Raw genomic sequence first — 12,984 nt, 5'->3', positions numbered from 1 at the left:
CAATTGAGCCACTCATGTTGCAAGTGCGAAACGTATTCAAGCGCTATACCACGGCACAGGGGCCTCTGGCTGTGTTGCGGGGGGTGGATCTGCACCTGTCACAGGGCGAAAGCCTGGCGCTGATGGGCGAATCCGGCAGTGGCAAGAGTACGTTGCTGCACCTGGTGGCGGGCCTTGATCAGGTCGATGAGGGCAGTATCGACGTCGCGGGCCAGCGTCTGGACCTGATGAACGAAAGCCAGCTGGCTAACTGGCGACGTACCGAAATCGGTCTGGTGTTTCAGCAGTTCAACCTGATCGGCAGCCTGAAAATAGCTGACAACCTGGCATTTCAGGCGCGACTGGCGGGGCGTTTCGATGCCGTCTGGCAGGCACAATTGATCGAGCGACTCGGGCTGGGCGATCTGCTTGACCGCTACCCCGAGCAACTGTCTGGCGGCCAGCAGCAACGGGTCGCCATCGGTCGCGCCCTGGCTTCACGTCCCGGCCTGCTGTTGGCCGACGAACCCACCGGCAATCTCGATGAGGCCACCAGTGACGAAGTGCTGCAGCTGTTGCTGGACCTGCTCGGTGACAGCACCACCAGCCTGTTGATGGTCACCCACAGCCCACGGGTCGCCGAACGCCTGGCGCGTCAGGTGGTGTTGCATCATGGCCGTCTGGCGACCGAAGGCGGCCGCTGAGGTGCGGGTTTTCTACTGGACCCTGCGCGCATTGCTCAGCCACTGGCGGCGTCATCCGGTGCAGTTCTTCAGCGTGCTGACCGGCTTGTGGCTGGCCACCGCACTGCTGACCGGCGTACAGGCGCTCAACAGCCAGGCACGTGAAAGCTACCAGCGAGCGAGCCAGTTGATCGGCGGCGAGCCGCAGACCAGCATTACCGCGACCGGCGGTGGGTTGTTTGCTCAGGAGCTGTTCATCCAGTTGCGCCGCGAAGGCTGGCCTGTGTCGCCCGTACTGCAAGGGCGCATTGTGCTTAAAGGGCTGGAAGATCGCCGCTTGCAACTGATGGGCATCGAACCGGTGACGCTTCCCCCGGGGTCGGCACTGGCCGGGCAGACCCTGGATTCCGATCAAATCGTCGACTTCCTCACGCCGCCGGGCACCACCTGGATTGCGCCGCAGACGTTGCAAACCTTGGGGCTTGAGGAAGGCCAGCAACCACTGACTGAACACGGCATGCCACTGCCGCCACTGCGCACCAAAACCGACATGGCACCCGGCGTTCTGCTTACCGACATAGGCTTTGCGCAATCGCTGCTCGGCCAGCCTGGGCAGTTGTCCAGAATGCTGCTGGCCAAGGACTTTGCCGCGCAGGATTCAGTGCTGCCGCCCGCCTTGAGCAACCTGCTGGTCATCAAGAAAAGTGGCGAAGAAAACAACCTGGAGCGCCTGACCGAAAGCTTTCACCTGAACCTGAATGCGCTCGGGGTACTGTCATTTATCGTCGGCCTGTTCATCGTCCACGCCGCCATTGGCCTGGCACTGGAACAACGTCGCGGCCTGCTGCGCAACTTGCGCGCTTGCGGGGTCAGCGCCCGCTTGCTGATCATCGCGCTAGGCGTCGAGCTGGGTGCGCTGGCTTTGCTGGGCGGGCTGTTCGGCGTGGTCAGCGGCTATCTGCTGGCCAGCCTGCTACTGCCAGATGTCGCAGCCAGCCTGCGAGGGCTTTATGGTGCTGAGGTCGCGGGGCAATTGAATCTCAGCCTCTGGTGGTGGCTCAGCGGGATCGGCCTGAGCCTGCTCGGCGCCTTGTTGGCCGGTGCCAACAGTCTGCTGCGCGCCGCCCGCATGCCCTTACTGGCATTGGCTGATGCCCAGGCCTGGCAGCAGGCCCATGCGCGTTGGCTGCGACGGCAGGCGTGGGTGGCGGCATTCGGTGCCGTGATTGCCGTGGCGGCCTTGCTGTTCGGCAGCACGCTGATGCTGGGCTTCGTGATGATGTCCGCCCTGCTGCTCAGCGCAGCGTTGGGCCTTCCAGTGTTGCTGGACGCACTGCTTGGCGGGCTGTTGAAGCGCAGTCGCTCAGTGCTGGGCCAGTGGTTTCTCGCCGACTGCCGTCAACAGTTGCCAGCCTTGAGCCTGGCGCTGATGGCGCTGCTGTTGGCGATGGCCGCAAATATTGGCGCTGGCAGCATGACCTCGGGCTTTCGCCAGACTTTCAACAGCTGGCTGGAGCAACGGTTGACAGCCGAGCTTTACGTCAGCCCGCAAGACCCGACTCAGGCAGAGCCGCTGCAAACCTGGCTGAGCCAGCAACCCGATGTCAGCGCCGTGCTGCCCAACTGGCAGGTGCCGGTTCAGATCGAGGGCTGGCCTGCCGATCTGTTCGGGGTGATTGACCACACCACTTATCGCCAACACTGGGCGTTACTGGAATCAGTCACCGGCGATGCGTGGAGTCTTCTGCGTGACGACGATACGGTCATGCTCAGCGAGCAACTGGCGCGCCGTCTCGGGCTGGGACTGAACGACACGCTGAATATCCCGGTGCCCAACGGCCAATGGACGGTGCGGATCGTCGGTATATACGCCGACTATGGCAATCCGAAAGGCCACTTGCTGGTGAATTCGAAACACGTGCTCGCCCACTGGCCGCAACTGACGCCGGTCCGTTTCAATCTGAGGATCGATCAGGCGGCCATCCCGCCCTTGGTCAACGCACTGCAGGCACGTTTCAAGCTGGACGATACTCACATCATCGATCAAAGCCAGCTCAAGCAATGGTCGAGTCAGGTCTTTGAGCGAACGTTTGCAGCCACTGCCGCCCTTAACAGCCTGACACTGGGCGTGGCCGGCGTGGCGCTGTTCATCAGCCTGCTGACCCAGAGCCAGAGCCGTCTCGGGCAACTTGCACCGCTGTGGGCATTGGGGGTAACGCGACGACAGTTGATGCTGCTCAACCTGGGGCAGACCTGGCTGCTGGCTGTGCTGACGCTCGTGCTCGCAGTGCCGCTAGGGCTCCTGCTGGCGTGGTGTCTGGACGCCGTGATCAACGTTCGCGCCTTTGGCTGGCGCCTGCCGCTACAGGTGTTCCCGCTGCAATTGCTGCAATTAATGGCACTCGCAATGCTGGCGACCTTGCTGGCCTCGGCGTGGCCGCTGCTGAAGCTGTATCGCAGCCGACCTGCGGATCTCCTGAGGACGTTCGCCAATGAACATTAAGTGGCTGATGCCGCTGGCCGTCGCGTGGCTGCTCGCTGCCTGCGATGACAAACCGCCGCAACCCGAAAGCGGTTTCGCCGGGCTGGGCAACGAAGCCGACGCCTACACGCAGGTCACGCCTGGCAAGGTTTTCTCATTTCCCGAAGACCACGGCCAACACCCCGGCTTTCGCATCGAGTGGTGGTACATCACCGCCACCTTGAAAGATGACACCGGCCAGCCATTCGGTGTGCAATGGACCCTGTTCCGCAGCGCCTTGCGACCCGGAACGCAGGCCGGCAGCGGCTGGAACGAAGGCACGATCTGGCTGGGCCATGCGGCGGCGACGTCGGGCAGCGGTCATTACGTGGCAGAGCGCTTTGCGCGGGGCGGAATCGGACAGGCCAACGTAACGCGGACACCCTTCGCCGCCTGGATCGACGACTGGGCATTCACCAGCGACGCACACACCGGAGACCCGCTCACCTCCATGCAGTTGAAAGCCAGCGGCAAGGATTTTCGCTACGACCTGCACCTGACCTCCAGCAAACCGCTGGTATTACAGGGCGAACAGGGCTTCAGCCAGAAATCCGAGGCGGGCCAGGCTTCCTACTATTACAGCCAGCCGTTTTTCGATGCCAAAGGCAGCGTTGTCATTGAGGGCAAAACCCATCAGGTCAGCGGCAAAGCCTGGCTGGATCGGGAATGGAGCAGTCAGCCACTGACCGCCAATCAGAGCGGCTGGGACTGGTTTTCCCTGCAACTGGCAGACGGCGACCGACTGATGCTCTACCGCATCCGTTACAAGAATGGCGCCCCTTACCTGACCGGCAACTGGATCGGCGCCGACGGCACGACCACGCTACTGCACGCCAACGAGATCAGCCTCGACCCCCTGAACGAAACCTCGATCGACGACCACAAAGTGCCGACCCGCTGGGCGATCAGGGTTCCCGGCAGGAACCTCGACATCACCACCGAAGCACTGAACCCCAAGGCCTGGATGGGCACCAGCATTCCCTACTGGGAAGGCCCGGTGAGTTTCAGCGGCAGCCAGAAGGGGGTCGGGTATCTGGAGATGACGGGGTATTGATTGTTTCAACGCCAGCCTACGTTACGCTCGACCGAGTTTTTCCAGTGCTGCATCGGCCAGGAAGGTCGAACGACTCTTGATGCTGTGATCCCTCACATAACGGTCGATCTGCTTGATGACAAAACCCGGCAAAGTGACGTTTACTTTCTCCGTTTTGCCTAGATAAGGCGTTATGTCTATTTCGAGCATGCCCCAGCCCATTCCGGCAAAATCCGGATTTTTGGCATGCTCGGCAACTGCCCGGGCTTTCGGAATGGAGCCGCCGCTGGCTGCGATCTCCTGCAACATGATATGGGCAATTTCCACCGCCGCCGCGTGAGCGTCTTCAAAGGTATCGCCTGCGGTGATTGCACCGGGGATATCGGGGATCTGGATACCGAATGCTGTGGTCTCGTCTCCCCACTCTATGCACATTGGATATTTCATTTTCTTCTCCGAAAAGGTTGCAGGGCAATGATGGATTACACCAATCCGGCAAGCTTTCTGATGGCTTTTACCGTCCCGAATGGCAAGTCTTTTTTGGGATGCGGCACAGGAACCGTCTGATTTTTTTCGGGGTGTTTGAACATATGGTGACTGCCGGTAATACGATCAAGAACCCAACCATCGGCCTCAAGCTCCCTTATCAATTGCCTGCTTTGCACGTGGCCTTCCTCGCAACCGATACAAAAAAATAACCCTGGGCGCATATTAAAGCAATACAAAAATATGAGCCTGGGGTTATGTTTTTTATTCCAATACAGCTCGTTTCAAATGCAGACGGGGAAGTGCGCACCAACATTCCACATGGCCTGGAAGCGTCGGCTCGACGGGGCCGAGCAATCCCTTATAACTTTTTGATCTAAAACTACCCCGCTCTCGTTAGGTCAGTTTCTGGGTGACTGCACTTTCTCAGTCACTTCCCCAACGGAAACCCGGTAAGGACTTATGTGCGGATTAGCAGGTGAACTTCGTTTCGACCATCAACCAGCGGACCTCGCCGCGGTTGAACGCATTACCCATGAGCTGGCGCCTCGCGGCCCGGATGCGTGGGGTTTTCATAGCCAGGGGCCGATTGCCCTTGGGCATCGCCGTCTGAAAATCATGGACCTGTCGGATGGGTCGGCGCAGCCGATGATCGACAGCAACCTCGGCCTGTCGATGGCCTTCAACGGTGCGATCTACAACTTTCCCGAACTGCGTGCCGAGCTAGAAAGCCTTGGCTATCAGTTCCATTCCGGTGGCGACACCGAGGTGCTGCTCAAGGGCTATCACGCATGGGGCGCAGACATGCTGCCCAAGCTCAACGGCATGTTCGCCTTTGCCATCTGGGAGCGCGACAGCAAGCAGCTGTTCATCGCCCGGGACCGCCTCGGCGTCAAGCCGTTGTACCTGTCGAAAACCGACAAGCGTCTGCGCTTCGCATCCTCGCTGCCTGCCCTGCTCAAGGGCGGTGATATCAGCGGGATGCTTGATCCGGTGGCGCTCAATCATTACCTCAACTTCCACGCTGTTGTGCCGGCGCCGCGCACGCTGCTGGCGGGCGTCGAGAAGTTGCCGCCTGCCAGCTGGATGCGTATCGACGCCAGCGGCAAGGTCGAGCAGAAAGTCTGGTGGACCTTGCCTTACGGCCCGCATGAAGACGAAAAAAACCTGACCCTCGAGGACTGGCGTGACCGTGTGCTGGACAGCACGCGTGAAGCGGTGGCGATTCGTCAGCGTGCCGCCGTGGATGTCGGTGTACTGCTTTCAGGCGGTGTCGACTCCAGCATGCTGGTGGGTCTGCTGCGTGAAGTGGGCGTCGAAGACCTGTCGACGTTCTCCATCGGCTTTCAGGATGCCGGCGGCGAACGTGGCGACGAATTCCAGTACTCGGACCTGATCGCCAAGCATTACGGCACGCGCCACCATCAGTTGCGCATTCAGGAAAGCGAGATCATCGATCAGTTGCCTGCGGCGTTTCGCGCCATGAGCGAACCGATGGTCAGCCACGACTGTATCGCCTTCTATCTGTTGTCGCGCGAAGTGGCCAAGCACTGCAAAGTGGTGCAAAGCGGCCAGGGTGCTGACGAGCTGTTTGCCGGTTACCACTGGTACCCGCAAGTCGACGGCGCGAGCGACCCGGTTGCAGCCTACCGCGATGCGTTCGTGGACCGCAGTTATGCCGAATACGCTGATACCGTTCAGCCAAAATGGCGCACAGCCAACGATGCTGCGGGCGACTTCGTTCGCGATCACTTCGCCCAGCCGGGCGCCAGCGCTGCGGTGGACAAGGCATTGCGTCTGGACAGCACCGTGATGCTGGTCGATGACCCGGTCAAACGCGTCGACAACATGACCATGGCCTGGGGCCTTGAAGCACGTACGCCGTTTCTCGACTATCGTCTGGTTGAGTTGTCTGCCCGTATTCCCGGCAAGTTCAAGCTGCCGGATGGTGGCAAGCAAGTATTGAAAGAAGCTGCACGGCTGGTCATCCCTTCGGAAGTGATCGACCGCAAGAAGGGCTACTTCCCGGTTCCCGGCCTCAAGCATTTGCAGGGCGATACCTTGAACTGGGTACGCGAGCTGCTGACCGATCCGAGTCAGAATCGTGGCCTGTTCAATCCGGTCATGGTCGACAAACTGCTGACCAACCCCGAAGGCCAGCTCACGCCGCTGCGCGGCTCCAAGTTGTGGCAGTTGGCTGCGCTGAACCTGTGGCTCAGCGAACAAGGACTGTGATTGATGAAACAGAACGCGACGACTTATAGCCAACGCCTGTTGCGCGGACAGTCGCCCTCGTACGAACGTCTGCAAGCGCGTCTCGCCGAAGATGGCAGCCAGATCGATGCGGAGCCTCTGGCACTGCATTGTGGCTGGGGGCGCCTGCTGATCGGTCACACGTATCCTGATCCGGCAGCGCTGGCGCAGGACTTGCTGAACGAAAAAGCCGGCGAGCGCGACATTGCCCTGTACGTGGCAGCGCCACAGCAGGTGCTGGCGCAAGCGCCGCAGCAGCTGTTTCTCGACCCGTCAGACACGCTGCGCCTGTGGTTCAGTGACTATCGCCCGGCACAGCGTGTGTTTCGGGGTTATCGCATTCGTCGGGCGCAAAACGAAGCCGACTGGCAGGCCATCAACAACCTGTACCTGGCGCGAGGCATGCTGCCCATCGACCCTGCCCTGCTCACGCCGCGTCACCAAGGCGGCCCGGTGTACTGGGTGGCCGAGGACGAAGGCAGCAACACGATCATCGGCAGCGTCATGGGCCTGAACCATCAAAAGGCGTTCAACGACCCGGAAAAAGGCAGCAGCCTATGGTGCCTGGCGGTTGACCCGCAATGCACACGCCCAGGCGTGGGTGAAGTGCTGGTTCGGCACCTGATCGAGCATTTCATGAGTCGCGGCCTGAGCTACCTTGACCTGTCGGTGCTGCACGACAACGAACAGGCGAAGGCGCTGTACGCCAAGCTGAGCTTTCGCAACCTGCCGACCTTCGCCATCAAGCGCAAGAACGGCATCAACGAATCGCTGTTCCTCGGGCCAGGCCCGCAGGCGGACTTTAACCCTTACGCGCGGATCATTGTCGAAGAGGCTCATCGTCGCGGTATCGATGTGCAAGTGGACGATGCCGACGCCGGTCTGTTCACGCTCAGCTACGGCGGCCGCCGCATTCGTTGCCGGGAATCGTTGAGCGACCTGACCAGCGCGGTCAGCATGACGTTGTGCCAGGACAAGAGCCTGACGCATCGTGCGTTGAAAGCAGCCGGGCTGCGTTTGCCGGCGCAACAACGCGCAGGTGACGAGGCTGACAATCGCGCGTTTCTGGAAGAGCACAAACAGGTCGTGGTCAAGCCGCTGGACGGTGAGCAAGGCCAGGGCGTTGCGGTTGATCTGCGCACGCCGGACGATGTGCAGAGCGCCATCGAACAGGCGCGTCAGTTCGACAGCCGTGTGATTCTGGAAAGCTTCCACGAAGGTCTGGACCTGCGCATCGTGGTGATCGGCTTTCAAGTGGTGGCCGCAGCGATACGTCGCCCGGCAGAAATCATTGGCGATGGCCGTCACACCATCAAGCAATTGATCGAGGCCCAGAGTCGTCGTCGTGCGGCAGCCACCGATGGCGAAAGCCGTATCCCGATGGACCAGGAAACCGAGCGCACAGTGCGTGAAGCCGGCTATGACTACGCCGATGTGCTGCCGATGGATCAGCGTCTGGCCGTGCGCCGCGCTGCCAATCTGCACACCGGTGGCTGCCTGGAAGACGTCACCGCGATTCTGCACCCGGTGCTCAGTGATGCGGCGGTGCGCGCTGCGCGAGCACTGGATATTCCGGTGGTCGGCCTGGACCTGATGGTGCCTGCCGCCGATCAGCCCGAGTACGTGTTCATTGAAGCCAATGAGCGCGTCGGGCTGGCCAATCACGAACCGCAACCCACTGCCGAACGCTTCGTCGATCTGCTGTTTCCGCACAGTTTGCCTGTGCATATCTGATCGCAGCTGCGAGTAACAGGCTGCCAACAGGGTTTCGACCCAGGCAGCCTGCGGCTTGCAACTGCTCCATAAGGAGCATTCATGACCCCTGCAACCATTCCCGATCCGGATCTGAAATACCTGCAGAAAGTTCTGTTGGAAATGCTCGCGATCCCAAGCCCCACGGGCTTTACCGACACCATCGTACGTTACGTGGCCGAGCGCCTCGAAGAACTGGGTATCCCGTTCGAGCTGACCCGTCGCGGCACGATTCGCGCCACGCTGAAGGGCAAACAGAACAGCCCGGACCGCGCTGTTTCAGCGCACCTCGACACCATTGGTGCCAGCGTTCGTGAAGTCAAAGACAACGGCCGACTGGCGCTTGCCGCAGTCGGGTGCTGGTCCAGCCGGTTTGCCGAGGGCAGCCGCGTCAGCGTGTTCACGGACACGGGCGTGATTCGCGGCAGCGTTCTGCCGTTGATGGCTTCCGGTCATGCGTTCAACACCGCTGTCGATGAAATGCCGATCAGTTGGGATCACGTCGAATTGCGCCTGGACGCGTATTGCACCACGCGCGCCGACTGCGAATCATTGGGCATCGGTATCGGTGACTTCGTGGCATTCGATCCACTGCCGGAGTTCACTGAAAGCGGCCACATCAGTGCTCGCCACCTGGATGACAAAGCCGGCGTTGCGGCGCTGCTGGCGGCGCTCAAGTCGATTGTCGAAAGCGGTGCCGAGCCGTTGATCGACTGCCATCCGCTGTTCACCATCACCGAAGAAACCGGCACGGGGGCGGCGGGTGTCCTGCCTTGGGACGTGAGCGAATTCGTCGGCATCGACATCGCCCCCGTCGCACCCGGCCAGCACTCGAGCGAGCATGCGGTCAGCGTGGCGATGCAGGATTCCGGTGGTCCTTACGACTATCACCTGTCTCGCCATCTGCTGCGCCTGGGTGTGGAAAACGAATTGCCGGTGCGTCGCGACCTGTTCCGCTACTACTACAGCGATGCGCATTCGGCAGTGACCTCGGGGCACGACATTCGCACCGCCCTGCTGGCATTCGGCTGCGACGCAACTCATGGCTATGAGCGCACGCACATTGACAGCCTGGCAGCGCTCAGCAAACTGCTGGGGGCGTACATCCTTAGCCCGCCGGTGTTTGCCAGCGACGCCAAACCGGCGCAGACATCACTGGAGCGGTTTAGCCATCAGCTCGAACACGACGCGCAGATGGAGTCCGATACCCGCGTGCCGCCGGTCGACAGCCTGATCGGTCAGAATCGCGAAGAGAGTTGAGGCCAGGGTCTGTTACCGCAGCCCCCAGGTGAATTGAATTGCGGTGCGTGGCACCGCAGTTCTATCATCGCCGCTCATCGACAAGAGATCCCTCATGCTTATCCCCTACGATCAACTGGAACCTGACACCCTCACCCGCCTGATCGAGGATTTTGTCACCCGCGAGGGCACTGACAATGGCGACGAAACACCGCTGCAAACCCGTGTCCTGCGTGTTCGGCATGCGCTGACCAAAGGCCAGGCGGTGATCTTTTTCGACCTTGAGAGCCAGCAGTGTCAGTTGATGCTCAAGCACGATGTACCCAAGGAGTTCTTCGAGTAAGGCTTGCTGCCCGATGGCGTTATTGGGGAGGTGCGGAGGTTTGTTGCGAAAGCTTGTGGGCGATTCGCTTGTACACCTCGGCGCGGTGGACCTTGATGTGCTTGGGCGCATTGATCCCGAGCCTGACCTGATTGCCGTTCACCCCCAGAATCTGCACGGTGATGTCATCACCGATCGAAAATGTCTCGCCAATTTCCCGTGTCAGTACCAGCATCGTCCTGCCCTCTTGGTGCGCAAAAGAGTCAGGGTGCATGCCGCACGCAGTGGCTTCAATGTGATGATGGCAAATCAGTAACGTCCTGCAAGGTCGTCGGAATTGACTGAAGGATATGTCTTACTTTCAAGCCAAATCTGTAGGAAAAGTCCTTAGGTAGCGCGCTCTTCCTCAGGACGCCGACCATCGCGGCCCCAGCAGAATAATGGTCGCGCCGATGACACAGAACGCCAGCCCCAGCCAATCGGTGCCCAGAGGCCTGATCCGCTCGACCAGCCCCAGCCAGGCAATCGACGCCACGATGTAAATCCCGCCATACGCCGCATAGGCACGCCCGGCATACGCTGCTTCCACGCGTGTCAGCAGCAACGCAAACACGGTCAGGCTGATCAGCGCCGGAATGACCCACAAGGCACTTTTACCCTGACGCAACCACAGCCAGAAGGCGTAGCAGCCGAATATCTCGAACAAGGCGGCGAGGAAGAACCACAGGTAATTGAGCATGAAGGGTTCTCAGGACAGGGCTGCAAGATGCCCGCAACCCTATCAGAAAACCGGGCGGTCATGACCGAGATGGCTTCGGGCATCTCAACCAAGACCACTACCCACTTGTGAGAGTGAGCCTGCTCACGAAGAGGCCATTGCAATCGTGCCCACGCTCCGCATTCGGTGCTGGCGCCCCGCGTCAGGCATGCCCTTTCTGGGCCTTGGCGCGCATTTTTGCGCACATGAGGGTCATTTCGTCGTACATTGCCTGAGGCTGCCTGCGCTTCATGTCCCAGGCCATACGGCCTTCGTCGTGGGGCAGGATCATGAATTCGCCTTTGGCAACTTCGTTGAAGATGCAGTCGGCAATGTCGGCCGCAGTAATCGGCGATTTCTCCAGTAACCTGCCAATCTGCGCTTTCATCGCGGGGGTCGGTCCCCGGAAGGAATCCAGCAGGTTGGTCTGAAAGAACGATGGGCAGACGACATGCACGCTCACCTCCTGATCGTGCAGTTCCACCAGCAGGCTTTCGGAAAGCGCCACGACGCCTGCCTTGGCAACGTTGTAGTTGCTCATGGCAGGTGCCTGCATCAGTGCAGCCATCGAAGCGATGTTGATGATCTTGCCCTTGCTCGCCTGCAGCATCGGCAGAAACGCCTTGCAGCCTTTGACCACACCCATGAGGTTGATCGCGATCTGCCAGTCCCAGTCCTCCAGTGACAGCTCGTTGAAAAAGCCGCCCGACGCCACACCTGCGTTATTGACGATGACGTCGATGCCGCCGAAGCGTTCCTCGCACGCCTGTGCAAACGCGGTGAGCTGGCTGTAATCACGAACATCGCAGCGTTGGACGAAGCCGTCACCGCCCGCCTCGCGCACCAGCCTGAGGGTCTCCTGCAAACCTGCGTCATTGACGTCGGACAACGCCAGTCGCCACCCTTCGCGCGCCCAGCGCAGTGCAATTTCACGGCCCAGACCTGAGCCGGCGCCAGTAATCATGATGCGGTTATGCATAGCCGAATGCCTTGTGATGTGCAGGAGTCGCCTGAGTGTAAACACAGCCGAGGCCCGGCAACCCCACCATCAAGGCGCTGAATGACTGGAGCAAACCTGCGGCTTTACGTTCGCCTGATCCGGGCTGCGCTTCGCACAAGCAAAACGCCATACACGAACACGTTGACCAGCAGGACAATGCTGCCCAGCCAAAGCTGTATGCCCGGCGTGAGCCCAGCGGGATAGATCAGCGGAATCAGGTAGTGCTCTACAAAACCGCCGTCGTAACCTTGCTCGCCGGCGCTGGCGCGCAGAGCGTTCTCCAAGGGCGTCAGCGGGCAATACAAGTGCAGAAACTCGACCGCTGCCCCCCACGCAATGGCCGGGACATGCAGCAACGCCAGCCAGGGCCTTCTCAGCACCAGCAGACCACCGAACAACACGAACAGAATGAACACCAAGTGGAATACAACCACCGCATCGGCGGCTATTCGATACACCATCAGCACCACCTCCAGGGGAACACTTGCTTCACCGGCCCCACGACCAACCCGGATACTTTATCGATTTTTTAGTTCAACGTTTTTTAAGACCGTTTAGTCCGATAAACGGCAAATCCCACGGATTTATTGTCGGACAAAATCAAGCTAAGCCTATGATTTGGATGATTTTTAAAATGTGTAAGGTTTTATTAAAAATACCCCGAACCTTTCCCGAAAGAGCGCAGTCGGATACGTCAAGCTGATCAATTTCTTACCGCACGGTTTGAAGAGCTGAATGGCATTCATTATTTACCTGGACTTTAAAGAAGGAACTCACCCATGGGCATCGGCACTATTCTTATCATCGTTCTGATTCTGCTGCTGGTCGGCGGTCTGCCAGTATTCCCGCACTCCCGCAGCTGGGGCTACGGTCCGTCGGGCATCATCGGTACGATCCTGGTGATCCTGCTGATTCTGGTGTTGCTCGGCAAGATATAACGGCAGCGCCTGCCACCGGCA

Annotated in this window: 14 protein-coding genes; 8 read left to right on the top strand and 6 right to left on the bottom strand. The window is 60.0% G+C overall.

Annotation, left to right across the window (positions count from 1 at the left end):
- Nucleotides 1-14: 14 nt before the first annotated feature.
- The 3 genes from BW686_RS01830 to BW686_RS01820 are packed head-to-tail and all read left to right on the top strand — an operon-like array spanning nt 15 to nt 4,237.
- Complete coding sequence (locus tag BW686_RS01830; RefSeq protein ID WP_084913939.1) at nt 15-683, top strand: ABC transporter ATP-binding protein; 669 nt, start codon at nt 15-17, stop codon at nt 681-683.
- Nucleotide 684: 1 nt separating this feature from the next.
- Nucleotides 685-3,165 carry an ABC transporter permease gene (locus BW686_RS01825; protein WP_084913975.1) on the top strand — a complete coding sequence of 827 codons (2,481 nt, stop codon included), beginning with the start codon at nt 685-687 and terminating at the stop codon, nt 3,163-3,165.
- Nucleotides 3,155-4,237 (top strand): lipocalin-like domain-containing protein, encoded by a 1,083-nt coding sequence (locus BW686_RS01820; protein ID WP_084913938.1) that lies wholly within the window; start codon nt 3,155-3,157, stop codon nt 4,235-4,237. The genes BW686_RS01825 and BW686_RS01820 overlap by 11 nt, the downstream gene beginning before the upstream one ends.
- 21 nt (nt 4,238-4,258) lie before the next feature.
- Here the strand turns inward: BW686_RS01820 and BW686_RS01815 are convergent, their stop codons facing one another.
- Together BW686_RS01815 and BW686_RS01810 are read right to left on the bottom strand one after the other, a co-directional pair.
- On the bottom strand, nt 4,259-4,663 hold the full coding sequence (locus BW686_RS01815; protein WP_084913937.1) for a type II toxin-antitoxin system HicB family antitoxin: 405 nt from the start codon (nt 4,661-4,663) through the stop codon (nt 4,259-4,261).
- Nucleotides 4,664-4,698: 35 nt separating this feature from the next.
- Nucleotides 4,699-4,881 carry a type II toxin-antitoxin system HicA family toxin gene (locus BW686_RS01810; RefSeq protein ID WP_084913936.1) on the bottom strand — a complete coding sequence of 61 codons (183 nt, stop codon included), beginning with the start codon at nt 4,879-4,881 and terminating at the stop codon, nt 4,699-4,701.
- A gap of 283 nt (nt 4,882-5,164) precedes the next feature.
- Between BW686_RS01810 and BW686_RS01805 the strand changes: the two genes are divergently transcribed.
- The 4 genes from BW686_RS01805 (at nt 5,165) to BW686_RS01790 (ending at nt 10,289) form a co-directional block, all read left to right on the top strand.
- Nucleotides 5,165-6,937: an N-acetylglutaminylglutamine amidotransferase gene (locus BW686_RS01805; protein ID WP_084913935.1), complete on the top strand. Its 1,773-nt coding sequence runs from the start codon at nt 5,165-5,167 to the stop codon at nt 6,935-6,937.
- Between the two features lie 3 nt (nt 6,938-6,940).
- Nucleotides 6,941-8,689, top strand: a complete 1,749-nt coding sequence (ngg, locus tag BW686_RS01800) for an N-acetylglutaminylglutamine synthetase (protein ID WP_084913934.1) — start codon at nt 6,941-6,943, stop codon at nt 8,687-8,689.
- A gap of 81 nt (nt 8,690-8,770) precedes the next feature.
- A complete protein-coding gene (locus BW686_RS01795; RefSeq protein WP_084913933.1) occupies nt 8,771-9,967 on the top strand; it encodes an osmoprotectant NAGGN system M42 family peptidase in 1,197 nt (398 codons plus the stop codon).
- Between the two features lie 94 nt (nt 9,968-10,061).
- Nucleotides 10,062-10,289: a YheU family protein gene (locus tag BW686_RS01790; RefSeq protein ID WP_003314533.1), complete on the top strand. Its 228-nt coding sequence runs from the start codon at nt 10,062-10,064 to the stop codon at nt 10,287-10,289.
- Nucleotides 10,290-10,308: 19 nt separating this feature from the next.
- On the opposite strand, the gene csrA is transcribed toward BW686_RS01790, so the two are convergent.
- The 4 genes from csrA to BW686_RS01770 all read right to left on the bottom strand — a co-directional run bounded on the left by csrA (nt 10,309) and on the right by BW686_RS01770 (nt 12,486).
- Nucleotides 10,309-10,503 (bottom strand): carbon storage regulator CsrA, encoded by a 195-nt coding sequence (gene csrA, locus BW686_RS01785; RefSeq protein WP_084913932.1) that lies wholly within the window; start codon nt 10,501-10,503, stop codon nt 10,309-10,311.
- Nucleotides 10,504-10,674: 171 nt separating this feature from the next.
- A complete protein-coding gene (locus tag BW686_RS01780) occupies nt 10,675-11,007 on the bottom strand; it encodes a YnfA family protein (protein WP_084913931.1) in 333 nt (110 codons plus the stop codon).
- Nucleotides 11,008-11,188: 181 nt separating this feature from the next.
- Nucleotides 11,189-12,004 (bottom strand): SDR family oxidoreductase, encoded by an 816-nt coding sequence (locus BW686_RS01775; protein WP_084913930.1) that lies wholly within the window; start codon nt 12,002-12,004, stop codon nt 11,189-11,191.
- Nucleotides 12,005-12,108: 104 nt separating this feature from the next.
- Nucleotides 12,109-12,486 (bottom strand): DUF2784 domain-containing protein, encoded by a 378-nt coding sequence (locus BW686_RS01770; protein WP_084913929.1) that lies wholly within the window; start codon nt 12,484-12,486, stop codon nt 12,109-12,111.
- A gap of 318 nt (nt 12,487-12,804) precedes the next feature.
- Here BW686_RS01770 and BW686_RS01765 point away from each other — a divergent pair, with 318 nt between their 5' ends.
- Nucleotides 12,805-12,963 (top strand): DUF3309 family protein, encoded by a 159-nt coding sequence (locus BW686_RS01765; RefSeq protein WP_002552554.1) that lies wholly within the window; start codon nt 12,805-12,807, stop codon nt 12,961-12,963.
- The last annotated feature ends 21 nt before the right edge of the window (nt 12,964-12,984 follow it).

Source organism: Pseudomonas syringae (genome assembly GCF_002157375.1).
Classification (GTDB): domain Bacteria; phylum Pseudomonadota; class Gammaproteobacteria; order Pseudomonadales; family Pseudomonadaceae; genus Aquipseudomonas; species Aquipseudomonas syringae_T.
The sequence above is the reverse complement of the archived record's forward strand: the minus strand, read 5'-3'. Positions and strand labels throughout refer to the sequence as shown.